We start from the raw sequence: 25,382 nt of genomic DNA on the forward strand, positions 1-25,382 counted from the left end.
TTTCTTTTTTTTATCCATCAAATCGCTTGTGCAGGCTCCGGGAGCTCCTGTAGAAGCTCGATGAAAGCTTAGATTTGAGCGAAGGTTAAGTAAAAATGCTGCAAAGCAAAGTGTAACACTCTCTATTAGCATTTAGAGCATTATGTTACTTCAAAATATGCCAAATTCTTTTCATTGATAAGAGTTGAACTTTAGGCAAGCTATTATTGTTTACAAGTGGGTTGTAATGTTACAGGATTAACTGTATTAATGGTTTCCTCTTCTTCCTCTAGCAAAATAGGACCAACTAAGTTTTCTTGGTGTTTTTGCATAACAAGGCAATAAAAACCGGCTGGAATAGGTGAAATCATTTTGCCTATTTCATTAAATAGTTCAAATTTTTTCAGCCATTTTTCAGATTTGCAAGGTGGTACATAGTAAAAAGTAGATAAATGACACTGAATATAGCCTCGATGTGACATTGCCCGCTTAATAGATAAAACTGACCTAGGTTTACCTAATAACTCTGCAAAACTCTTTTTATTTGCTTTTTGTAACCACCATCCCCATAAACTAATAGGATTTATACCAAAAAAAATGATATAACCTAGTGGCTTAAGCACTCTATCAATTTCATCAAGTGAGCTTTTAGCCGCTAAAATATCTAACGTAAGTGGTGCAATAAGGCAATCAATACTTTCTCTATCTAATGGTAATTGATTAAATAGCATTACAGCATTAGAGGTTTTATCTAGATAAGGCGTTGCTATCCATTTGTGTTGAAAACGTAAGTTAGAAGTAAAAAGGTTACTGCCACAATAACCTAATTGCAGCAGAGTATTACCATGCAAAAGATCTTTTAGAGGCGTTAGCTCACTAAGAAAGGCTTGAATAACCTTTACACCCTGCTCGGTATGACACCAATCATTTAAAGCGTAAAATTTACTTTGCTGTTCCTCTAAAGACAAAATGATCGCCCTAGATAATAAATTTACCTTTTTACCACAGAGCCTATAGGACAGCAAGCTTCCTGATTTTTCAACATAAAATAATTATATTGAAACAATAAGATTAATATACTCTTAAATAACTAGCAAAGAGTACAAGGCTCACGAAGCACAAAGATAAATTTATAAAATTAATGAAAAATTATAGGCTGACTACCTAGCCTAATTAAAATTATGATTAATAAAAAATTGTTTTTTTGTGAATCTTGATGATATTTTTAATGCACATTAAAACAATTTTGTCTATAGTAATCATTAGGAATCTTAAAACCAACTAAGCTATGACGGCAACAGCAGAAGACCAATCCTTGCAAGGTATTGCCCAATTAATGGTCCATGAAAATCTTTTAGATAAAGGAAAAGCCTTAGAATATCAACGGCTTGCTCAAAATAACAAACAGACTCTTTTACAATACCTTATATCTAATCATATTTTAGAGGCAGAGCGAGTTGCGCTAATTATTGCGCAAAATTTCGGCGTTCCTTTATTAGACTTAAATTGTATCAACCCTGATATTATGCCTATCTCCCTTGTTAATGACAAACTAATAACAAGACATTGTATTATTCCACTTTATACACACGGTAATCATTTATATTTAGGATTAGACGATCCAAGCAAACAAGTTGCCTTAAAAGAAGTCCAGTTTCATACAGGGCTACATACTCATGCCATTATTGTTGAGACAGATAAATTAGGGAAATTAATTGATAAGTTGCTTTATGAAAAAGAAAGTGAAGGCCTTGCCAATTATGGTAATACCGATAGCAACTATGAAGAGATGGAAATTAATGCTAATGAAGATGACCAAGAAATTGACGCCCTTAAACAAGAAGATGCTCCTATTGTTAGATTTGTAAATAAAATTATTCTTGAAGCAATCAAAAAAGGGGTTTCTGATATTCATTTCGAGCCTTATGAAAAAGACTATCGTATTCGTTATCGTCTCGATGGGCTATTAACCGAAGTAGCAGTACCACCAATTAGTCTAGCCAGCCGAATTACGTCAAGAATTAAAGTAATGTCAAATTTAGACATCTCAGAAAAACGTATTCCGCAGGATGGGCGCTTTAAGATGCGATTAACTAAAGCACGCGCTGTTGATTTTAGAGTTAGTACCTGCCCTACTGTTGGTGGCGAAAAAGTAGTTATGCGTATTCTTGACCCAGGCGCCACTAAACTTGGAGTTGAATCATTAGGCTTTAATCCTATTCAAAAACAAAATTTTTTAAAAGCCATTGAAAAACCGCAAGGGATGATTTTAGTAACGGGCCCAACGGGCAGCGGTAAAACTGTCACATTATATACAGCCCTTAATATTCTTAATATTAAGGAAGTTAATATTTCCACAGCAGAAGACCCAGTTGAAATTAAAATTCCAGGAATTAATCAAGTCAATATTAATCCTAAAGCAGGATTAACTTTTTCTGGCGCTTTACGCTCTTTTTTACGTCAAGACCCAGACATTATTATGGTTGGTGAGATAAGGGATTTAGAAACAGCGGAGATTGCTATTAAAGCTGCTCAAACTGGGCATCTTGTATTATCTACTATCCATACCAATAGTGCAGCAGAAACATTAACCCGCTTAAGTAACATGGGTGTCCCCTCTTTTAACATTGCTAGCTCAATAACACTAATTATTGCTCAACGTTTAGCACGTCGCTTATGCGACTCTTGTAAAGCTATTCGCGATGATTTAACGCCACAAAGCTTGGTAGAACTAGGATTTACTGAAAAGGAAATCCCAGGCAATGAAATTATATAAAGCTGTAGGCTGCCATCACTGTTCAAATAACGGTTACAAAGGCCGAGTTGGTTTATTTGAAGTTATGCCTATGTCAAAAGAGATTGGACGAGTTATTATGTCCGGTGGTAATTCATTTGATATTTTACATCAAGCTCAAGCTGAAGGTTTAAATACTATCTACCAAGCAGGGCTTGAAAAAATAAAAGAAGGCGTTACCACTATTGAAGAGGTCAACCGAGTAACAATTGAATAAAACTATGGAAAGAAACAAAAATACAGTCATTACTTATCGTTGGGAAGGCATTAACCGTTCTGGTGAAAAAGTAAATGGTATTATAGAATCAAATAGCATTGCCATTGCCAAAGCTACTTTGCGAAAACAAGGGATTATTACTAATAAAGTTGTAAAAAAACGCAAATCTCTCTTTGATAAGAAAAATAGAAAAATAACTGCTGGTGACATTACCGCTTTCACGCGTCAATTAGCGACTATGCTTAATGCTGGTATTCCGCTTATACAAACTTTTGATATTATTGCTAAAGGTCAAACTAATCAAAAAGTAAAAACACTTGTTGAAACAATTAAAAAAGACGTTGAATCAGGATTAACATTAACAGAAGCTTTAAAAAAACATCCAAAATATTTTAATGAACTTTATTATAATTTAGTTGATGCTGGTGAAAAATCAGGTTCATTGGATGTCATGCTCGCTAAAATTGCCACCTACAAAGAAAAAATAGAAAAAATTAAACGAAAAATTAAAAAAGCGCTAACTTATCCTATAGCAGTGTTAGTTATTGCATTTTTAGTTACAGCAGGTTTATTAATTTTCGTAATTCCGCAATTTGAAGCGCTTTTTAAAGGCTTTGGTGCCGATCTTCCCGCACTAACGCGCGGAGTTATAAGTTTATCGCAACTTTTTCAAACCTATTGGTATATTATTTTTGGTGCTATTGGTATTGGAATTTATGCTTTTATACGAGCTCGAAATCGATCAGTCAATTTTGCTCATAACGTGGATCGTTTTATGCTTAAAATTCCAATTATCGGCTCTATTTTGCAGAAAGCCGCTATTGCTCGTTTTGCACGAACATTATCTATTACCTTCGCTGCAGGTCTTCCTCTAGTAGAGGCATTGTACGCAGTTGCAGGTGCAACGGGTAATATTATTTATGCTCAAGCGACCAATAAAATTCGTGAAGAAGTTTCTAATGGTCAACAAATACGCATTGCTATGGATAATACTCATTTATTTCCTAGTATGGTCATCCAAATGATTGCTATTGGTGAGGAGTCCGGTGCTTTAGAGCAAATGCTGACAAAAGTTGCTGACTTTTATGAAGAAGAAGTTGATAATGCTGTAGACTCATTAAGTAATTTGCTTGAACCAATTATTATGTCGATATTAGGAATTTTAGTTGGCGGTTTAGTTATTGCAATGTATTTACCTATTTTTAAACTCGGTTCCGTAGTCTAAAATGGATACATAATTTGAGATATCTTAAATTTTAGAGAAAGGTTAGATTTAAGTACAGTTTAATAACTCATCATACTGAAAAAGCGAAATGAAAAGTTCTATGTGATTTTTTTGCCGGGTTAGCTATTAAAATGTGCCAAATACAATCTTTAGGTGAGCTATAAGTCATGCTAGATGATCAATTTATAATGCTAAATAGTCCTTTGTTGTATATTTCTGTTGCTCTTTTTTCATTAATTGTTGGCAGCTTACTTAATGTTATTATTTATCGTCTTCCCGTAATGCTAAAAAATGAACAATTGGCTGATTGTGCTTATTTATTAGATTTACCTGAAAGAAAAAGTGATAAAATAAACCTTTTTCTACCTCGCTCATTTTGCCCTCATTGTCAACAAACTATTAAAGCAATTCATAATATTCCCTTAATAAGCTATTTACTTTTAAAAGGACGTTGCTATTTTTGCCATGCACCCATTTCTTGGCGTTATCCAATAATAGAATTTTTAAGTATGATAATAGGATCATATGCCAGTTGGCATTTCGGCTTTACTCTTTCATTGATATTTGCTCTACTTTTTATTTGGTTAAATATATGTCTAATTTTTATAGACCTTGATCATCAGTTATTGCCTGATAACTTAACTTTACTTTTATTATGGCTTGGCTTGTTAGCTAATACACAATCATTATTTACCTCGTTACCTAACGCTGTAATAAGTGCTGCTGGCGCATATATAGTTTTATGGTTATTAATAAAAGTCTTCTACCTTATTACAGGTAAAATAGGAATGGGCCACGGGGACTTTAAATTATTTGCAGCTTATGGTGCATGGTTTGGTTGGACAATGATACCTTTAATTCTTTTATTTTCTTCTATTACAGGTACTATTATAGGTCTCATTTATTTAAATTTAAAAAAACAATCTCGGGATACTCCTATTCCTTTTGGGCCATTTCTCTGCCTTAGTGGGCTTATCACTTTATTTTGGGGTCCAAGTATTCTTACATGGTATTTAAGTTATTGGCATTAGTAAATTAAGCTTAATTTTTTGTCCGATGCTTTGCTAGAGCAGAAAAAAACTCTGGTTTATTCAGTCCCATTGCTGCAAAAATTTGTGGTACTTTATCCCAACTGTTTTCTTTATCGATACTATCAACTATTAAATCAAAGCCTTGTTTCTTATCAGCATTAACTCCCCACCCATTGATATAACATAGCCCCCGTAATCGTTTAGCATCAATATGACCTAAATTATCAGCAGCTAATAAATAAGCATGTGCTTCTTCATATAATTGTTGCTGTTGGCGATTATTACTTGCATTGGCAAACAATTCTTCTTGCTCAAGCTGTTCGCGAAATTTTCCCTCTTCAAGTAATTTACTACCAAGTTTAAATTGTGCCTCAGAAGAATCTAAGGAAGCAGCCGCTCGTAAGCACTCATTAACCATTAATTCTGCAAAAGGAAACTTTTTTCTATTTTTTATAGATTCATAAACTTTCGCTAAATTTAGGTAAAGATTAGTTTCTTTAGCAATAGCCTCATCTGAAGCAGGATTAAGTAAACGATTATGCTTTAATACTTTCAGCTTTTTTTTCATAGATCTTATAGTAAAACGAGTAAAAAAATTCATTTATAACTCCTACTAAATTGATGAAGGTTCAGAAATTAACCAATGCATGAAATAAACAGCGCCAATAACAAGGCCAATAATTATCAATAGTTGCAAAATGATTAATAGTGTTTCTTTAAAGCTATTTTTTAAAGCACGAGATTTAAACTCATTTTTAGTGGTAGTCAAACCATATAACTCATTTTCAATAGTGTTTGACGTTAAATAAGCAATAAAAGCTGCAAAGATAGCCGGTAAAAAAAAGATTAAAAAAACAATAACATGTGCACTTCTGTCAGTAAAATTGTAATGAAGTTTAAGATTTTCACTCCAAGTAAAAATAAAAGTTGGAACATCATAATTAAGATGCCAAATTAAGTTTGGCAAAATAAAAAGTGAAAAAATAAACATAGATAAACATATTACTAGACTAATCATACTGATAATAAATAATATTTTATTATGTTGATACCGATCAAATTCCATCTTTGCAACCTATGAGTCAAGTCGTTCTGTAAGCATTCGCATAGTCGTGTTAACTTAAATATTTCGTCATTTCCATTTAGCCGAAAATTTAGCTTAATTAACATCTGCACTACCCCAGATTCACATCTAGGCGGGAATGACCAAGACGGTTCTTAAATAAAAATCTTTAATAGTTCACGCCTTTTAACGAGGCTAAAGCACATCTATGAACTATTAAGATACTACTTGTTTAATAAAATTCTTCAATTCACTTAGCTAGTCAAAAACTGTATAACCTATTTTTAACTCTAATAAATTAATTATCGTCCTAATTTGTTCTTCTGTAATCCTAATTAATGATAAAGGTGGTAATTTATCTAGAGAAAAAAAATCAACATTCATAATTTCATGATCGGTTTTAAATTCACCACCAAGAATTTCACATTCAAAAATACATTTATAGGTATAAGGCCAGTGCAGTGGATGATCATGCCTTGCGGTATCCCATAAGGCTAGTAACTTAACTGCTCTAGATAGCAACCCCGTCTCTTCATAGACTTCCTTTACGACACATTCTGAAGGGGATAAATTTACATCAGACCAACCTCCAGGTAATGACCATTTACCATCCTGGCTCTCTTGTACTAATAATAATTTTTTGGCTTTAAAAATAACAGCTCTTACATCTACTTTAGGCGAAGCATAACCTGCTTCTTCTAAAAACTTCACCTTTAAAGGTAAAAATTCTTTACTTTCTATAGTAAATAATTTAGCTGATATTTCCATTAATTGCTTATAACGCTCCCTATCATATACATCTTTACAGTAAGCAAGACCAGTTTGGGCAATAGCTTGGAGCTCTGTCGCAATAGATAATAAATCTTTAGTATTTAAAGCAAGCTCTTTCATAATAAACTTCTATAATTACCGATTAAATTTTTTAGACTATAAATAAGATGAAGCTATTGGGCAATGGTAAGCAAACTTAGGTTATTATAACCTTAAGCTCTTTTATTAAATGGGCTAAATAGCTAACGTTATTCAACATAGCAGAAGAATTATAAGTTGCCAAGCAAAGCTTTAACTATGTATAGCGCAGGTATAAAAAGCCATAAGCCTAGTCTTAATGGCAGTTTCGGCAGAAGTTTATTCTTGCTATTATTGATAGTAGCTAACTTATTGGATCTTTTATGAAGCGACATGCCTTTATTATTTCGGATGGAACAGGAATCACTGCTGAAAATTTAGGGCATAGTTTATTAACTCAATTTAGTAATATTGAGTTTACGAAGCATACTATTCCTTATATAGATACGTTAGTTAAAGCACAAATAACTGTTGAACAAATTAATAACATTTATAATAAAACCGGTGTGAAACCTTTAGTATTTATGACATTAATTAATTCTGAAATTGCAAATACAATCAAACAAGCTAATGCTTGTGTATTTGACTTATTTAATACCTTCCTTGAACCGCTAGAAAAAGAGTTAGGTGAAAAGTCTTCCTATACCGTAGGCCAAGCTCATGGCTTTTCTCAAGCCTACAGCCATCGTATTATTGCTGTTGATTACACTCTAGCCCATGATGACGGGGTCAAAATAAAAGGCTATGAGCAAGCAGATATTGTTTTAATTGGTGTATCTCGCTGCGGTAAGACACCAAGCTGTCTATATATGGCCTTACACTTTGGTATTCTCGCTGCCAATTACCCTTTTACAGATGATGAATTAAGTGCTTCGCGACTACCTGAATGCTTAAAACCCTATAAACATAAATTATTCGGTCTGACCATTGATCCAGAAAGGCTACAACACATAAGACAAGAACGTAGACCGAATAGTCGTTATGCATCAATAGAGCAATGTCGGATAGAAGTTTCAGAGGTAGAAGCAATGTATAGGCGAGAAAATATACCTTTTTTAAATTCTACTCGTTTCTCAGTAGAAGAAATAGCGACCAAAGTAATTAGCATCGCAAATATCCAACGCAAATTTTAAATTTATGTTTGTAAGAAGCAACTTATTTATATTAGGCTTCGCCACATAGCCCATTTAATAATTGACTCCTTTAGCAACTTGCAGTCATAAAATAAAATTAAAAATGGCTGAAAATATAGTGTTTATGGCAACTATGTTTAGTTAAAAAGTAATTTATTACTAGTAGTTAAACTGCTACGGCTTAAACCGTAGCATTTATTTATATTTAATTTATAAGATAAGCTGTTACTAAGCCTGCCAAAGCGCCATAAAATCAACCACAGGCAAAGCACTTAATACATTTGTGTCATTCATTGCTTGTGCAATTTGCATAAATTGCTGCTCGCCAAAGCGAGTTTTAAGATTTTGTTCAAATTTTGCTAATAAAACAGGAATGCCTTCTTGTCTACGTCGTTTATGTCCTATAGGATATTCAACTGTAACTAAATCTGAAGCTGTATTATCTTTAAAAATTATTTTAAGGCTATTAGCAATTGAACGTTTATCTGGATCATGATAATCATGAGAAAATTGTTCGTTTTCAGTGACAACCATTTTTGCTCTTAATTTATCAATGCGTGGATCAGCAGCTACACTATCCTCATAATGTTCAGCTTTTAAATCACCAAAAAGTAAACCTATTGCTATCATATACTGTAAACAATGGTCTCTATCTGCAGGATTATACAGTGAGCCTTGCTTACTAATAATCCTAATTGCTGATTCATGAGTAATAATCTCGATACGAGCAATATCATCTAATCTATTTTGCACAATTGGATGTAGCCTGACTGCGCATTCTACTGCAGTTTGTGCATGAAATTCAGCAGGATAAGATAACTTAAACAAAATATTTTCCATGACATAACTACCATAAGGCCTTTGGAATTTAAATTCATTTTGTTTAAAGAGCACATCATAAAAGCCCCATTTAGGCGCTGTTAAAGCACTTGGGTAACCCATTTCCTTCTGCCTTGCTATTAAAGCTAATCTAACGGCGCGGGCAGTAGCATCCCCTGCAGCCCAGGATTTACGTGAACCTGCATTAGGAGCGTGGCGATAAGTCCTTAAACTTTGACCATCCACAAAAACCTGTGATAAAGCACTAAGCATCATGTCACGATCGCATCCTAATAACCAACTAGCAACAGCAACACTTGCTACTTTAACTAAAATCACATGATCAAGACCCACCCGATTGAAACTATTTTCAAGAGCAAGGCAACCTTGAATTTCATGTGCTTTAATCATAGCAGTAAGCACGTCATGCATAGTAAGCCCAGGCTTACCAAGCGCTTGAGCTTGGCGACTTATATAATCAGCAACTGCAAGAATAGCACCTAAATTATCTGAAGGATGGCCCCACTCAGCAGCTAACCAAGTATCATTAAAGTCTAGCCATCTAATCATCGTGCCAATGTTAAAAGCAGCCTGAACGGGATCAAGTTCATATTGCGTACCTGGAACACGTGCTCCCTGGGATAATTCAGCACCTGGGACTACCGGGCCCAACAACTTAGTACACTCTGGAAAATTCAGTGCTAAAATTCCGCAACCTAGCGTATCCATTAGGCAGAAACGGGCTGTTTCATAAGCAGCAACGCTATCAATTTTATAATTTAAAACATAATCGACAATATCAGTAATCACATGGTCATAATCAGGTTTAATATTGTCTTCAACGTAGTTACTCATTTATTCTCTATCCTCAATGGCTACAAAAGCGCGTGGTGCAGGCCCTATATACTCTGAGCTTGGCCTAATTAAACGGTTATCTGCACGTTGTTCAAAAATGTGCGCCGCCCAACCGGTAATCCGTGACATTACAAAGATAGGCGTAAACAAGGGAGTTGGAATATCGCTGTAATGATAGGCTGAAGCACTATAAAAATCTAAATTAGGAAATAACTTTTTTTCCCGACGCATGACTAATTCAACACGTTCAGAGATTTCAAATAATAAAGTATCATGTTTAGCCTCGGCTAATTTTTTTGACCAAGCTTTAATAATATCTGAGCGTGGATCTGAATCTTTGTAAACTCGATGACCAAAGCCCATAATTTTTGCCTTGTTGGCTAACATAAGCATTAATTTTTCTTCAGCATCATCTGGTGATTTAAACTGTTCAAGTAACTCCATTGCTGCTTCATTAGCGCCACCATGTAAAGGCCCACGCAAGGTTCCTATAGCTGAAGTGATAGCTGAGTAAAAGTCAGCTAAAGTAGCTGCAGTAACTCTAGCTGCAAATGTTGAGGCATTAAACTCATGTTCTGCATATAAAATTAACGAAACATTCATCATCTGCCGTTCAAGTTCAGTTGGCGTGCGATCGTGTAATAAAGCAAGAAAGTGGCCGCCAATCGTTTTTTCGTCACTTAATCCACTAATCTCTCTACCATGAAAATGGTAGATATACCAAAAACACATAATACCTGGAAATAAAGCAAGTAACCTATCGGCAATATCATATTGCTGAGAAAAGTCATTTTCAGGCTCTAAATTACCTAACATTGAGCAAGCAGTACGTAAAACATCCATAGGGTGAGACTGCTTGGGAATAAGTTTTAAAACGTTTTTTAAAATACTAGGTAGGTGCCTTAAACCAATAAGCTTTTCAATATAGGTATCTAATTCCTTTTGCGTAGGAAGACGGCCATAATGTAGGAGGTAAGCAACCTCTTCAAATGATGCTTTTTCAGCTAGATCATCAATGGAGTAGCCACGATAATTAAGGCCACTTCCTTTCTGCCCTACTGTAGCAATAGCTGATTGCCCTGCAACAACTCCGGCCAATCCCGCTGTATTAGTAACCATCTTTTTCCTCCATTAATTGATCTAATTGCTTCTCGTAATTATGATACCCTAATACATCATATAATTCGTTTCTTGTCTGCATCATTTTGAGTAGTTTTGCTTGTGTCCCATCTGCTAAAATTGTTTCATAAACTGTTAAAGCGGCTTTAGACATTGCACGAAAAGCGCTTAAAGGATAGAGAATTAATTTTATTCCTGCGTCAGCTAATTCCTCTACGCTAAACATAGGTGTTTTACCAAATTCAGTAATATTTGCTAAAATAGGTACCTTTACAGTTTGGGTAAATTGCCGATAATCTGCCAAACTCGTGATAGCTTCAGCAAAAATCATATCAGCCCCTGTTTCAACATAATATTGTGCCCTTTCAATAGTGGCATCTAGGCCTTCCTGCGCAAAGGCATCTGTTCTAGCTATAATGACGAAATTTTTATCTATGCGAGCATCAACTGCCGCTTTAATTCGATCACCCATTTCAAACTTTGATACTACTTCCTTATTTGGTCTATGTCCGCAACGCTTAGCAAGAATTTGATCTTCAATATGGATAGCAGCAACGCCCGCATTTTCCATAAGCTTTACGGTGCGTGCAATGTTAAAAGCATGCCCCCATCCCGTATCAACATCTACTAATAAAGGCAAAGATGAGGCTTGCACAATTCGTCGAACATCCTCTAAAACATCGGTTAAATTAGTCATTCCTAAATCGGGTAAACCATAAGAGGCATTAGCAACGCCCGCGCCCGAAAGATAAATAGCCGAACAACCCGCTTGCTCGGCAAGCATAGCACAGTAAGCATTGATTGTTCCTACAATTTGTAACGGTGGCTTTGTAGCGACTAACTCACGAAAGATCTTTCCCTTTGAACTAATCATTACCTAGTTCCTTTTAGTCTAGTGAATAAACTTTTTATCATGACATTCAGTTGATAGCAACTTAAAGTTGTAGCTTTATAAATGCAGTAATAAGCCTACTAGATAGAATTTACTAATTTATACTTATTTCTGTTTTAAGCCAAATTTCACTCTATTAAGGTGCACGCTTTTGATAATAAAGATTAATAAAGATATATTAATTAATTTTTAAATAATATCTATTAAATTAGGGGAAATTCAAATTATTCTTTAAGTTATAACTATTTGAAATTGCTTACTTTAAGCCTTCTTGGCATAAAATCATATTCTTAAACCCAAATTAAAGGTAGGCAGGAGCTAAACATTACTTATTTTTCTTAAACTTTTTTATAATTAGGCACTTTAATCTTTTAATCTAAATCTTAATAATATAGCTTATAAAGAATTGATTAAAGTGCCTTTATATTTACAAAAACGACTGGACAATCTTACATTGCAAGTTGGCCTTATCTAGAGGAAACTTCTTTCCACCAGCTTGTTTTAGTTTCTGTCGCCCAATGCTGGTCACGCATGCGAGCAACAAATGCTTCAGTTTTTTCAGGTGTAGAAGACTCTTCAGTAAGCTTAATGCACCAGTCCCAATCACCCATAGTAGACCACATGTGCTCTACACCGTCCCATTTAGCCATAGCATTTATTTCAGACCAAGGCTTATTTGTTTTCATAAAAATTACGCTATTCCATGCTTTCATTTTTATCCTCTTTAAAAATTTAGTAAATTAATAGATGCTGAAGTATATGTTCAGCTTTATTGAGCATAGTCTACTTCTTTTAATTCCGCTAATATTAGCTTGCACTTAACTATAAAATTATTCAAAATGAATAGTTACTACCTTTAGTATTTATTAATGACAAAGGTAATAGCTCAAGTGGAGCATCTTGAATTTTGATGAAAGGATCTATTACAAAAAAAGGACTTCTACTAGTTTGGCTTCTATGGCTCTTCTCTTTGTCTAATTTTAGTAATGCACAAACCGATATAGCTAAAATCTGGAATACCTTAACTATTAATCTTAAACATCAAAATTATCGCTTCTATTTAGAGCCACAACTTCGCCTACAAGACGCACCAAATAAATTAGATCAATTTCTAAATAATATGGGGGTAGGTTATCAAATTACGCCGTCATTGGCCTTGTGGGCTGGAACAACATCACTGATTGTCGGCTCATTGAATATTGCACCTAATAGATCAGAATTTCGCTTCTGGCAACAAATGACATTAATGAAGAACAATAAAAATTATAATTTACATTGGCGAACAAGACTTGAAGAACGTAAACGCGAATTATTTCCAGATTTAAACTATCGATTACGTAACCGTTTAACTGTTAATAAAGTTTTTTATAAATCTTTAGGCTGGGTTTTGGCAAATGAGCTTCTTGTGAATTTAAATAAGCCCATCTGGATTACTACAAAAACACTTGATCAAAATCGCTTTTTTATCGGTATTAGTCAAAAAGCTTCAAAAAATCTTACTGTAGGAATAGGTTATCTGAATCAGTATATTTTTACCACAGAGCCTATTATTGGCCATGTGGCTTCCTTATCTGCTCAGTGGGAAAATAATTAACTAAGAATACTTGCGACTTAGATGACTAATTGCCCCTTTAAATACCATCTACAGTGCCCAGCCATATAAACTCGATTACCCTTTAACTCACAAAATATTTCTCCCTTGCGTTCTAAACCTTGAATGGCAGTTAAATTCGTCTTTCCTAATCGATTAGACCAATAAGGTACTAATACACAGTGTGCTGAGCCTGTAACAGGATCCTCTGCAATATTATGTTTAGGATAAAAACAACGTGAATAAAAATCTGACTCCGTACCTGTACTTGATAAAATTAAACCACGTTTAGATAAACCTGCTAGAACATTTAACTTAACTTGCGCTTGGACAAGCTCCTCCTCAGTATGCAAAATAGCTAGATAATCTAGCTCGCTTTCATAAATTTCAGCTAGCGGTTGATCAATTACCCCTTGGATTAAATCAGGGGTTTTACAATCAAGATAATTTAGCCGTGGAAAATCTAACTGATAGCGATTGTCTTGTTTACTCACCCTAATTGGGCCACTTAGGCTTAGAAATTCAATAGTGTCTTGTGAGCTTTTATTTAATTCAAATAATACAAATCCCGCTGCCAAAGTTGCATGGCCACATAAACTTACTTCACCTTTAGGTGTAAACCAACGGATATAGAGTCCAGCCTCATTTTCAATAATGAAAGCAGTTTCTGAAAGATTATTTTCAGAAGCAATAGCTTGCATCAATTCGTCATTCAACCAATTATCTAGAAGACAAACTGCCGCAGGATTACCATGAAATATTTTATCAGTAAAAGCATCTATTTGAAAAATTTCGATACAATCCACTGCACAACCTCAAAAATTATACATTAACCAGTGTGGCGGAAGATTACCTACCTTAACTAAAATTAGCAAGTTCATTGCACATCTCAGTTTTCTTCATCGAACAATTTGCTCGCAATTTTCAGTTATTTAGCTGTCTTACTGGATCCCGCGAACAAGTCGCGGGACGTAGGGTATATGATTTTTTGTACTTAGTAGCAGATTTAGCTTGGGTGTAGGCCTACCGGGCCGAAACCCAGGTTTCACGTCTTTTTACCCAGGCTACTTGCTGAATACCGCGAACAAGTCGCGGTACGTCGGTAGGTAAATCAGGGGATATCATTAGGTAAGCCATATGCCTACGTACCGCGACTTGTTCGCGGTATCCAGTTGTTTAGAGACTCCTACTTTGTTTATCTTAAATATATGCAGCAGCTTATTAACATAAGCTAACGGAAGTGGTTACGCTGTAAGCTTTAAAACAGAAATTTTATAGGTAAACTAATTAACTAGTCAGTAAGTTTTAGTTAACTGCTATTAAATTTAAATACTTTAAGTAAATCATTATTTTTATAAGGAGTTATGATTAATATTATTTTTGGATGTAATTTTCATATCGATTGGATATACATTGTTAGGTTCTTTTTCAATTAAAGGTTCTATTAAATTTTTCAGATTTTGTAAGGCTAACTTAGGATTTTCCTCACTTTCTATACTTTGTTTCAAAAATGTAGAGTGCTGTTTAATTACCTGAATTACCTCTTTCATTAAAAGAAAGTCTAAGTTAATTAACTTCGTAAAAAGAGTATGAAATAAACCTAATAATTTTATATAATTATCTTCTTGGACTGGAACAAATTGCTCACTAATTTCACAATGATGCTCTTTTATAAATTGAGCAATTTGATTATAGGTTACTTGTAACTGTTGAGCTAAGGCCTGTTCAAATTCTTTATTAGAAAATAGACTAGCTTGATAAGCCATATTTTTACAATTTTCTTTTTTATAAAATGCTATTAATTCTTTTTTAGTTGCACGCTGTAATGTTAAAGAAGAGATCATTAGCTTAAATTGATTGCGTAAATGAGCATCATTTATGATATGTACTGCTTTATTAACCTCTACACCACTACTTAAGGTTTCACAGATATAAAATAGAAGTTTTTGTAATTCTATTTCTTGGCAAGTAGTAGGTGAAGCTTTAAAAATTGCTGTATTAACTGCTTCAGATAAATACCCCATTGCTACTTCTTTAGCTGAGAAAAAGCCATAATGGTAACTCCATGAAAATTCTTCATTATTAACAAGTTCAGTAAGCACAGGCTTTAATAATTGATAAATTTTCTCTACGGGCTCTGCATGAATCGGAAAATTAATTTCCAGAGGAGGAATAGCTACTTTTTTAGCTAAACGCCCTATTTCTATAAGCTCATCTTCCTGTTTAGCAAATGGTTTACTAGGGTTTAATTGCCCTTCACGCAACAGGCGTAAATATTGCCCTAATGTCCATACTTTCATAATAAACTCCTTTTATACCTTATTCTAAAAGTATAGAACAATCTAGTTAAGCATTGCTTTAAGTAGAAAACGAGCAGGAGCTAAAGCACGAATAAAAGAAGAGGGCATGATAGCAGGCTTATTAGTAATTAAAGCGCTAAGCCAAGCAGCACAGAGAGGTATACTTGTTAACCCTCGTGAGCCAAAGCCTGTAAATATATATAATCCTGGATAATAACCTCCCCATACTGGTAGCCAGCGCTTAGGATCTTTTCCAAGTGGAGCAAAGTATTGTTTAAAGACTTCTTCATTAGGTAATGGACCTACAAGCGGAAAATAATCGGGCGTAGTGGCACGTATACCTTGCCAATCAGCAACAACTACAGTAGGTATTTTTAAGTTAGGTAACAGGCTATTTAATTTATTTAAATTTAATTCGTTTTCAGCTTGCCTATCTTCTACACATAACTTATTTGGATGGTAAGTAGCTCCTACTGCATGTCTAGCATTATGTCTAGGCAAAATATGACCTAAACCACAGATAGGCAAAGCTAATGTTGCTAATTCTGGATTTGTCTGCAGCAAAGTTACTTGCCCGTAGGTAGGCTTTAGGGGTAAAAATGAAGTTTCACGAAATTGCCTAGCTTGATACCCGTTTGCAATAACCACTGTTTCGGCACTAAAGTCTTCACAATGCCAAGCATTCTTCTCATAAAATAAGCTATTTACTGCACAATTATTAATGGGATGGATATGCGTATTTTCAGTTAGTACTTGACATAATGCTTTACTATTTAACCAGCCTGATAGTGGTAAGAGTAGAGATGTATAAGGAATATTTATACCTGCATACCGTGACGTATCCTTTTCATCCATTAGCCTACCTAACTCAGGATAATAAGCTAGTACATGAGTATTAATTTTATTAAGTGCTTCTTGCTCTTTATCATTATAACCAAGTTGTAGTATGCCTTGTAATTCACCAATAGAATGATTTATTAATATATTTTTATAAAAATTATGAGCATATAAATAAGTAGTTAGCATAAAACTAGCTATTAAAGAATGGTAAGCTGAAAGTTGAGGATATAAAATAGCTTGTGTATTACCCGATGCTTCGCTGCCTAAATCTGGTTGTTTATCAAGTAAAAATACTTCTTGCCCCTTATTTGCCAAGAAATGAGCAAGAGTACATCCTGCCAAACCACCACCTACTACTATAACTCTGTTATTTGCTTTTCTTTTTATACGTGGCATATACCATGGCGTTTGCTTAACCTTAGCATGCTTTTGTGCCTGGTTATAACATGCAGATAAAACTTCCCCCTCGCTTATTTTAAGGCTAAAGCCTACTTCTTCTAAATTAGTTTTTATATCCCTACCAGTATTTATACAGGCAAGTGTTGCTTTAAGTTTAGATAAAAGTGCTACAGAATTAAAAAATTCGCTGCGATCTTCTGAGGATTTAAGATTAATTTGTTTAAGAAACCATGCATCTATCGCATACTGACGCAACATTGGTTCTAAATCCTTTGCACCGCAAATTATCAATTTTTGAAAACAAGTATTAATTTCCCCTATCATTAAGATTAAATTGATTCTACCTTGCTCGAAACTTAGATAATGAAAGCCTGGTGTCAGTATTGGATATGCTGCTAATAATAATGTAGTCTGCGCCCTAAATTGAGGGAAGTGACTTAAAATTTTTGCTAAGTCTGCTTTTTCTAGAGGCTCTGCTTCACTACAAAGATAGTAAAGCGAGGCATTTGCAGGCGCAAAGTCTAGCCAATGTTGCCAGCTTAATAGAAAAGTAAGCCCCGCTTGAAAACTAGTATCGGCTAAGGTGAAATAGTTATTCTCTCTACAATTTAATTGTTGCCAGCGTTGGACAAGATTATTGTTAGAAAGATAAGCATGTTCCCTACCTAATTGAACCTCCCAAGGCAAACAGTATAAATTATTTTCCTTGGTATAAGGCAGTTCATTATACCAAGTTAATTTAAGTGTATTTATGGGCTTAAAAAAACGACTCAAATAACAACCTTAAAAATTTTTATGCAGCCAATAATGATACATCATTTTGCATACCTTGTTTCTTATCATTCATCCATTTCTTTATAATAGGAGATATTAAACATAAACAAAGACTTGCTGTAATCGCTATAGATCCTAAAATTAAAAAGACATGGCTATAACCTGCATTAGTTACTAAAGGATTTACGGTATTTTGGCCTACGGTCATCCAGTTAGAGCTATAGCTTGATAAGGTTGCACCGACTCCGGTAGATAGCATCCAAATTCCCATCATAACACCTTGAAGCGAGCTAGGTGCTAAGGCACCAACCATCGCATAGCCAATAGGCGAAATAAGTAGCTCTCCTGCACTTTGTAATACAAAACTTAACACTATCCATTCGGGGCCTACTAATCCTTGTGCATTAGCATTAGCAATGCCGATGGGTAAAATAGCAAAAGCAGCCCCAATTAAGAAAAGTGCAAATGAAAATTGCATAGGGATATTAATATAGAATCCACGTGCTCGCATGCGAGTAAATAAAGCACTTAATAAAGGCCCACCTAATACGATACAAATAGTATTAATGTTTTGAAACCATTGTGGTGGAATAGTGAGCATTAACCAATGTCGTTGCACATTATGATCGATAAAATGGGTTAACCCCATAGGGCCAATTTGATAAAGCATCCAAAATACAATTCCAACAATCATTAATATACTAAAAGCAAATATCTTTTCGCGTGCTTCCTTTTCAGGCTGCTTAAATGCTAACAAATAGGTAACACCAACCATAGCAAGCCCGGTAAGAAGTACTAACTTATTGGCGAGATCAGCAAAATGTAGTAAGGGTGTTAAAATAAAAGGCAAGCAAATAACCATTAACAAACCTTTTAACGAAGAACGAATTTGCCCGCGCTTATCAAGTTGCGCAAAAATACTATATTTATCAGCTAAAGCATGCCAAAAATACAAGCAAATTAGCAACGCGGCTAAATTGCCAATGCTACTTAGCAAGAACAAACGATGGTAATTATGCAAAAGTTGAAAATACCCACTTAAACTAAAACCAGCAAAAAAACCGATATTCATACCAGCGTAATTATAAAGGAACGCACTTTCTCGTCTTACATCTTCAGGCTTAAAGCGTTGCGTTAACATACAGTTTAAACAAGTTACGTTTAAGCCTGCTCCAGTAAGAAAAGCAGCTAAACCGTAATACAAATAATCTATTTGAACAAAGGCAAGTAATAAACAACCTATAATTTGAGCTATCATGCCAACACAAAATAGAGCTCGGTAAGAAAAAAATCTTCCACCCCAATAGCCTCCTAAAAGGTGTAGGGCAAAATTAAATGCGACGAAAACGCCCATAATGCTATTAGCATATTGAGTCGTTAAATGTAGGGGGCCAGTCATATAAAGCACAAGTGTTGAATATAAAACACTAAAGCTTAAAGTTGAGAAAACTTGAATACAAAAAAGTGCAAAAATACTTTGAGAAAAAAAGCTACCCAATGCTTTATTGCTATCTTTTGCTGACATTTAATGCTTCCTCTGGTTAGCCATAATCATGACTATGCCATGCAATTTTTTAACTGTCTATGTTGACATTTAAGTTAGTAGTCAAAGTCATGTATTTTTGTAAAAGATAACTCATTTTATTTACAAAATGACATTAATAAAGCATATTGCTATATTTTAAACAAATTTTAAATTTTGTTATCACGTTTAAAGAATATTTTAATAAAGGTTATCTACATGCACAAAAGAATATATTTATCGGGTATTGAAAAAAAGCCCGGAAAGTCCTTTGTCTCGTTAGGAATTGTTGCTATTTTACAAAAGCATTATTCTTTGCAGTGTGTAAAATTATTTAAAGAATTAAATAATAATCAAACCTCACTTTTGGAAAGTATTAGCCATAACACTATCGCGCCGATTATGACAGTCAACCAAGCTATCGATATGATGCGAAGCGCACCAGATGTTTTATTCTCAACTATTTTTGAAACCATTAAAGATAATAAAGATTATGAAATTACCTACTTAGAAGGCAGTGACTTTGAAAGCGATAGTGATGTTTTCGAATATGAATTAAATTTAACATTAGCTGCGCAATTAAATTGCGAAATTATTCTTACAATTTCAGCTAAAGATAGAACTTTAAACCATACCTTATCAGTTATTGCAACCGCGCTAGAGATAAGCAAACGTAATCATGCACAGGTAATTGGAATTATTGTTAACCGTATTGCTCTTAAAGATGAATTTAAAGCTTATGAGCTTTTTAAAAACCACTTTCCTCATTTAACTTTCATTATTATTCCTGAATTTGACAATTTAGCCAATCCATCCATGCAAGAAATTGCTCAAAAATTAAATGCCATTATTGTTTGTGGGAAAGACGAATTACACCGCCCGGCAAAACAATTTACTGTCGCTGCCAAAACAATTGGTAATTTTTTAGAATCAAGGCTTAAGCGTGATGGAATGTTAATTATTACACCAGACGATCGCATCGATATTTTACTAGGCTCATTGCTAGCTGATCAGTCAAGTTTTTATCCTAAAATAGCTGGAATTGTCCTTACAGGGGGTGAAATGCCTGGCAAAACAATTCGGGAAATCATTTCAGGCTTAGAGCGCCCTTTCCCTGTCTTATTAACCACACATCATACTTATGAAACAGCTACCTTATTATTTTCTGCCAAATTTAGCTTAACTAAAAATAATACGACTAAAGTTAAAAATGCCATTGAAGCTATGGAAACCTATCTCTCCCCTCCTATTTTAAAATTAATTAGTCAAGCGCAGAAAATTTCTGGGCTAACCCCTGCTATTTTTTTACATGAGTTACTTAATAAAGCAAGAGCAAATAAGCGCCATATTGTTTTACCTGAAGGAGAGGATTCGCGTATTTTAATTGCTGCAGATTACCTACTTAAACGAAATGTCGTTAGAATTACTTTACTGGGTAATAAAGAAAAAATTAAATTATTAGAACGGCGCCTGCAACTTGACTTAAGTCACGCTCAAATTATTAATATTGAAGAGTCGGAAAAAAAGCCCTATTATGCAAAGCGTTATTGGCAGCTTAGACAGCATAAAAATGTTAACTTACCTATTGCTTTGGAGCGAATGGCTGATGTTAATTATTTTGCTGCCATGATGGTTTACTCTGGCGATGCTGACGGAATGGTTTCAGGTGCTGAACATACTACAGCAAGTACGGTAAGACCTGCGTTAGAAATTATTAAAACTAAACCCGATATAACAAAAGTTTCGTCTATTTTTATTATGTGTCTACCAACTCGTATTTTAATTTATGGTGATTGTGCCATTAATCCTGAACCTGATAGTCAAACACTCGCTGAAATTACAATACAAGCAGTAGAAATTGCTAAACAGTTAGGTATTGAGCCTAAAGCTGCACTTTTATCTTATTCTTCAGGTAACTCTGGAAGCGGAAAAAGTGTTGATAAAGTTATTGAAGCTGCCGAGATTCTTCACCAAAATTATCCACATATTCCGGTTGAAGGGCCAATGCAATATGACGCTGCAGTGGATATGGATGTTGCTGCCAAAAAGCTTCCTGGTTCTAAAATTGCAGGCCAGGCGAATGTTTTAATTTTTCCTGATTTAAATACAGGAAATAATACCTATAAAGCAGTTCAACGTGAAACTAAAGCATTAGCTATAGGGCCAATTCTCTTGGGCTTAAATAAACCTGTTAATGATTTAAGTCGAGGTTGTACCCCACAAGATATAATCAACACTATTTTAGTGACTGCGTTGCAAGCAGAGGGTAACTATGAACTATAACCAAATAAGCAAGCAAGATTGCATTCTAACGATTAATGCTGGCAGCTCATCGATTAAATATAAAGTGTTTAGGCCCCAAAACCTTAATATACCTTTAATATCAGGAATAATTGAGGGCATTGCTGAAAAATCAGGCCATTGGCATCACCATGCTAAGCAACAAGCGCAGTGGAGCCATCAGTTTATTAATCATGAAAAAGCATTTGAAGCTTTAGATAAACAATTAAAAAAAGACTTAGTTGATGAAATTATTATTGGTGTAGGTCATCGTGTTGTGCATGGTGGGCAACATCTTTGGCAACCAGCGATTATTACGCCTTCAGTACTTAAAGAAATTAAAGCTTTAGCTAAATTAGCGCCGCTTCATAACCCAATTAATGCAGCTGGTATTGAATATGCGCAATCGCATTTTAAAGAAGCAGTTCATGTTGCTATCTTTGACACAGGCTTTCATCATACCATGCCAGAGCATATTCAAACCTATGCTATAGATAAACTAGTAGCTCAAAAGTTTAATATTAAACATTATGGCTTTCATGGCATCAATCATGAATTTGTCAGTTATGAAACAGCACAATTATTAAAAAAACCACTTTCAGCATGTAATTTTCTTTCGCTACACCTAGGCAATGGCGCAAGTGCCTGTCTTGTAAAAGCAGGGAAATCATTTGATACCTCTATGGGCATGACACCCTTAGCAGGGCTAGTAATGGGAACACGTTGTGGCGACATAGACCCTGCTATTGTACTTTTTTTACAAGAACAAGGCTTAGATTTATTAGCTGTTAATACTCTGCTTAATAAACAAAGTGGCCTTAAAGGAATTACGAATGAAAATGATATGCGTGCTATTTTAGAACGTTACGAAATGGGAGATGAAAGCGCTATACTGGCACTAGATATCTATGTTTATGCCATTCAGAAAATAATTGGTGCCTATTTAACTCAAGTAAGTAAATTAGATGCATTAATTTTTACTGGAGGCGTTGGCGAAAATGCAGCCTTTATTCGTGATAAAATTGTCTCCCCCTTAGCTCATTTAAATTTTAAATTAGATAGGCAATTAAACCATGCAGAAAAACAAAACTCATGTTATTTAATTACTAAATCAGGGATTCCCATTGTAATTGCTCCAGGAAATGAGGAAAAATGGATAGCTAGAAAAGTCGCCGAAAAATTAAATGTTTAAAGATTTAAAATTAGATTTGTAAATTTTTACCTAAGATATCAATTTAAGAACCCTGTTATTTTGCGTAGGCTAAAATCTATCTTCATATTTACACTGTGCCGACCTAAAAATAGATTCCCGCCTACGCGAGAATGACAACAGGAAAATCTATCTTATTATTTACATTCTTTGACAACTCTGCCATTTCTGAGTAGCCTAAAATCTATTTCAATACTTGCACTATGCCAGCCTAAAATAGATTCCTACCTACCCTGGAATGACAGTATGAAAAGCTGTCTTACTATTTTACTGTTTAAGAATCCTGTCATTTCTGCGTAGCTTAAAATCTATTTCAATACTTGCACTGTGGCTACTTAAAAATAGATACCCGCCTGCGCGGGTATGACAGGGCTTTTCTTAAGTCGGCCTATTTAATTGTTCAAATAAACTAATACGATACAGCTTAAACATGCTGTCATTTCCGCGCAGGCGGAAATCCATTCTTAGACTGGCACTGAGCCTATATAAAAATAGATACCCGCCTGCGCCGGTATAACAGGGCTATTTTTAAATTGATGTAGCTGATGTGTTTAAACGTTTTTTGTATAAGCCATAACACTCTCATTTAAGAACTTTGTCATTTTGCGTAGGCTAAAATCTATCTTCATATTTACCCTGTGTCGACCTAAAAATAGATTCCCGCCTACGCGGGAATGACAGCAAGAAAATCTATCCTATTATTTACATTCTTTGACAACTCTGCCATTTCTGCATAGCTTAAAATGTATTTCAATACTTGCACTGTGCCGACCTAAAAATAGATTCTCGCTTGTGCGGATATGACGAGGCTTTTTCTTTAGTCGACCTACTTAATTATTAATATAACCTAATACGATATAGCTCAAACATGCTGTCATTTCCGCGCAGGCGGAAATCCATCCTCAGACTGGCACTGAGCCTATATAAAAATAGATTCCCGCCTGCGCGGGAATGATAGAAGTTTTGTGCAGGTGGAAATCTTTCTTCATACTGGCACCAGGCCCAAATAGAAATAGATACCTGATGGCACGAGAAAGACAGCGCTGGTTTTAAATTTTGACGCCATTAAGGGTGCACATAAATTAGATCGATCCAGCTTAAAAGCTCTGTCATTTCCGCGTAGGCGGAAATCTATTTCGATACTTGCAACTGACCAATATAAAATAGATTCCCGCTTAGGCGGGAAGGACAGGACTGTTCTTAAGTTAATACGATTAGTTGATTATTCCTTTCACCAGCACTAAAAACCTCTTATGAACCCTTAGATTTATTGTTGGCTTACCCTGCTTAACTCGTCTAGCCAATAAGTAGAAGCTGGTAACGTATCCCATGGATTAGGCATAATATCTGGTGTGATATACACCCAACCTGCATGTCTTTGTTTACTCAAACTTATGGCATTATTTAAAGCATTATAAGGCGTAGTATGGATTAAATGCCAAAAATGCGAGGCAGGATATTTTGTCTCCCAACCACTAATATTCCACTTAACATAAGTATTATAATCTGCTTCAAAGGTCACTAAAATATCAGCGGTATTGATATAACACTCTGCTACATTAGTTCCAAAATTTACTACAGTGATGCCTTTACCCCCTTTAGCTTTAACAGAATTATTTAGATTTCTATAGTAACTTTGCTTACTGCAATCGGCAGAAAAACCCTCATCAAAAAAAATACCGTCTACCTGATACCAATTATAATATTTAATAATATCCCTTTTAACATCTGTAAGGCTGCGATTACCATAACTGGTATAGACATAACCTAAAACTGCTTGACCAGAGTTATGATTCCGAGCCACTTGCTCAGCATAAGCGGCATTTTTTGCAGTTCCAGGTCCACTAGAAGGATTAATTAGGACAATATTCGCTGTCGGTGCGCCCTGAATTAATTGATCCCAATAGCAATTATTTGTACCTGTACAAGGATAAAAATAAGATGGAACAGCAATTTTTTGCCCTGTGCTATCAGCGCACTTTGAATTAGCTGGGTATGCAAGAGTCATCTTTGTTAATGAAGATATTCCTGCAGGTGACTCAACCTGATAAAGATAATCTAAACTGCCTGCACAATTTTGATTAGGAAGAATATCTTCACGTGCAACCACCCAAGTTTTAACATTATTTGCAGTAACTGGAATTGATTTAATTGGACTCCAATTCCAACCAGGCCCTATATATTTATAAAGCATTTGGTTTTCGATTAAGTAATTAGCCATCAAACCACCTTGTGGAAAACCGCTATTTTGCTGATGATCTACATCAAGATAAACGCGATAAAAATTTTGTGGTATGGTTACTTCATAGGAGAAAGTAAAAGTATTAGGATCTGCACTAGCTTTAGAATTAATAATTAAATTATCTGCTAAAGGAAAAGACCATAAAGAATTTACGTAAAAAAACAAAGAAATAATACTAATTTTTTTTAAACTCATTTTATATCCTTATTCTATTTAAAGTCCTTTAAAATTAACTTTAAAATTTTTTT

The 25,382-nt window shown here is 34.7% G+C and carries 19 protein-coding genes and 1 pseudogene; 7 read left to right on the plus strand and 13 right to left on the minus strand.

Features of this window, described 5'->3' with window-relative positions; translation table 11 throughout:
- Window positions 1-203 precede the first annotated feature (203 nt).
- Window positions 204-947: a methyltransferase domain-containing protein gene (locus ACNVED_RS08795; protein ID WP_419418652.1), complete on the minus strand. Its 744-nt coding sequence runs from the start codon at window positions 945-947 to the stop codon at window positions 204-206.
- 320 nt (window positions 948-1,267) lie between these two features.
- On the opposite strand from ACNVED_RS08795, the pseudogene pilB reads away from it, so the two are divergent.
- The 3 genes and pseudogenes from pilB (at window position 1,268) to ACNVED_RS08810 (ending at window position 5,246) form a co-directional block, all read left to right on the plus strand.
- Window positions 1,268-2,990 (plus strand): annotated as a pseudogene (gene pilB, locus ACNVED_RS08800) (type IV-A pilus assembly ATPase PilB).
- Between the two features lie 4 nt (window positions 2,991-2,994).
- Window positions 2,995-4,215: a type II secretion system F family protein gene (locus tag ACNVED_RS08805; RefSeq protein WP_419418653.1), complete on the plus strand. Its 1,221-nt coding sequence runs from the start codon at window positions 2,995-2,997 to the stop codon at window positions 4,213-4,215.
- Window positions 4,216-4,382: 167 nt separating this feature from the next.
- Window positions 4,383-5,246: a prepilin peptidase gene (locus tag ACNVED_RS08810; protein ID WP_419418654.1), complete on the plus strand. Its 864-nt coding sequence runs from the start codon at window positions 4,383-4,385 to the stop codon at window positions 5,244-5,246.
- Between the two features lie 10 nt (window positions 5,247-5,256).
- On the opposite strand, the gene ACNVED_RS08815 is transcribed toward ACNVED_RS08810, so the two are convergent.
- The 3 genes from ACNVED_RS08815 to ACNVED_RS08825 form a co-directional block, all read right to left on the minus strand.
- On the minus strand, window positions 5,257-5,847 hold the full coding sequence (locus ACNVED_RS08815; RefSeq protein WP_419418655.1) for a hypothetical protein: 591 nt from the start codon (window positions 5,845-5,847) through the stop codon (window positions 5,257-5,259).
- A 12-nt stretch (window positions 5,848-5,859) separates the two neighbouring features.
- On the minus strand, window positions 5,860-6,312 hold the full coding sequence (locus tag ACNVED_RS08820) for a hypothetical protein (RefSeq protein WP_419418656.1): 453 nt from the start codon (window positions 6,310-6,312) through the stop codon (window positions 5,860-5,862).
- 255 nt (window positions 6,313-6,567) lie between these two features.
- On the minus strand, window positions 6,568-7,200 hold the full coding sequence (locus tag ACNVED_RS08825; protein ID WP_419418657.1) for an NUDIX hydrolase: 633 nt from the start codon (window positions 7,198-7,200) through the stop codon (window positions 6,568-6,570).
- A gap of 281 nt (window positions 7,201-7,481) precedes the next feature.
- On the opposite strand from ACNVED_RS08825, the gene ACNVED_RS08830 reads away from it, so the two are divergent.
- The gene (locus ACNVED_RS08830) at window positions 7,482-8,291 is read left to right on the plus strand and encodes a pyruvate, water dikinase regulatory protein (RefSeq protein WP_419418658.1); all 810 of its coding nucleotides are present in this window, start codon (window positions 7,482-7,484) and stop codon (window positions 8,289-8,291) included.
- Window positions 8,292-8,519: 228 nt separating this feature from the next.
- Here the strand turns inward: ACNVED_RS08830 and ACNVED_RS08835 are convergent, their stop codons facing one another.
- The 4 genes from ACNVED_RS08835 to ACNVED_RS08850 all read right to left on the minus strand — a co-directional run bounded on the left by ACNVED_RS08835 (window position 8,520) and on the right by ACNVED_RS08850 (window position 12,689).
- Window positions 8,520-9,965, minus strand: a complete 1,446-nt coding sequence (locus tag ACNVED_RS08835) for a bifunctional 2-methylcitrate dehydratase/aconitate hydratase (RefSeq protein WP_419418659.1) — start codon at window positions 9,963-9,965, stop codon at window positions 8,520-8,522.
- Entirely contained in the window at window positions 9,966-11,084 is a 1,119-nt protein-coding gene (prpC, locus tag ACNVED_RS08840; RefSeq protein ID WP_419418660.1) for a bifunctional 2-methylcitrate synthase/citrate synthase, read from the minus strand.
- A complete protein-coding gene (gene prpB, locus ACNVED_RS08845) occupies window positions 11,074-11,958 on the minus strand; it encodes a methylisocitrate lyase (RefSeq protein WP_419418661.1) in 885 nt (294 codons plus the stop codon). Before prpB ends, prpC begins: the two co-directional genes overlap by 11 nt.
- Window positions 11,959-12,443: 485 nt before the next feature.
- A complete protein-coding gene (locus ACNVED_RS08850) occupies window positions 12,444-12,689 on the minus strand; it encodes a hypothetical protein (protein ID WP_419418662.1) in 246 nt (81 codons plus the stop codon).
- 257 nt (window positions 12,690-12,946) lie between these two features.
- Here ACNVED_RS08850 and ACNVED_RS08855 point away from each other — a divergent pair, with 257 nt between their 5' ends.
- A complete protein-coding gene (locus ACNVED_RS08855; RefSeq protein ID WP_419418663.1) occupies window positions 12,947-13,570 on the plus strand; it encodes a DUF2490 domain-containing protein in 624 nt (207 codons plus the stop codon).
- Between the two features lie 17 nt (window positions 13,571-13,587).
- On the opposite strand, the gene ACNVED_RS08860 is transcribed toward ACNVED_RS08855, so the two are convergent.
- The 4 genes from ACNVED_RS08860 to ACNVED_RS08875 form a co-directional block, all read right to left on the minus strand.
- Window positions 13,588-14,373 carry a PhzF family phenazine biosynthesis protein gene (locus ACNVED_RS08860; RefSeq protein WP_419418664.1) on the minus strand — a complete coding sequence of 262 codons (786 nt, stop codon included), beginning with the start codon at window positions 14,371-14,373 and terminating at the stop codon, window positions 13,588-13,590.
- 546 nt (window positions 14,374-14,919) lie between these two features.
- The gene (locus ACNVED_RS08865; RefSeq protein WP_419418665.1) at window positions 14,920-15,867 is read right to left on the minus strand and encodes a hypothetical protein; all 948 of its coding nucleotides are present in this window, start codon (window positions 15,865-15,867) and stop codon (window positions 14,920-14,922) included.
- Window positions 15,868-15,909: 42 nt separating this feature from the next.
- Window positions 15,910-17,880: an FAD-dependent 5-carboxymethylaminomethyl-2-thiouridine(34) oxidoreductase MnmC gene (gene mnmC, locus ACNVED_RS08870; RefSeq protein ID WP_419418666.1), complete on the minus strand. Its 1,971-nt coding sequence runs from the start codon at window positions 17,878-17,880 to the stop codon at window positions 15,910-15,912.
- Window positions 17,881-17,899: 19 nt separating this feature from the next.
- Window positions 17,900-19,405, minus strand: coding sequence for a peptide MFS transporter (locus tag ACNVED_RS08875; RefSeq protein ID WP_419418667.1), 1,506 nt, complete (start codon window positions 19,403-19,405; stop codon window positions 17,900-17,902).
- 216 nt (window positions 19,406-19,621) lie between these two features.
- On the opposite strand from ACNVED_RS08875, the gene pta reads away from it, so the two are divergent.
- The gene (gene pta / locus ACNVED_RS08880; RefSeq protein ID WP_419418668.1) at window positions 19,622-21,685 is read left to right on the plus strand and encodes a phosphate acetyltransferase; all 2,064 of its coding nucleotides are present in this window, start codon (window positions 19,622-19,624) and stop codon (window positions 21,683-21,685) included.
- Window positions 21,675-22,874 (plus strand): acetate/propionate family kinase, encoded by a 1,200-nt coding sequence (locus tag ACNVED_RS08885; protein ID WP_419418669.1) that lies wholly within the window; start codon window positions 21,675-21,677, stop codon window positions 22,872-22,874. The genes pta and ACNVED_RS08885 overlap by 11 nt, the downstream gene beginning before the upstream one ends.
- Window positions 22,875-24,159: 1,285 nt before the next feature.
- Here ACNVED_RS08885 and ACNVED_RS08890 read toward each other — a convergent pair.
- Window positions 24,160-25,329, minus strand: a complete 1,170-nt coding sequence (locus ACNVED_RS08890; protein ID WP_419418670.1) for a spherulation-specific family 4 protein — start codon at window positions 25,327-25,329, stop codon at window positions 24,160-24,162.
- Window positions 25,330-25,382: the final 53 nt, after the last annotated feature.

It is taken from the genome of Legionella sp. D16C41, from assembly GCF_048541585.1.
Taxonomy (GTDB): domain Bacteria; phylum Pseudomonadota; class Gammaproteobacteria; order Legionellales; family Legionellaceae; genus Legionella_C.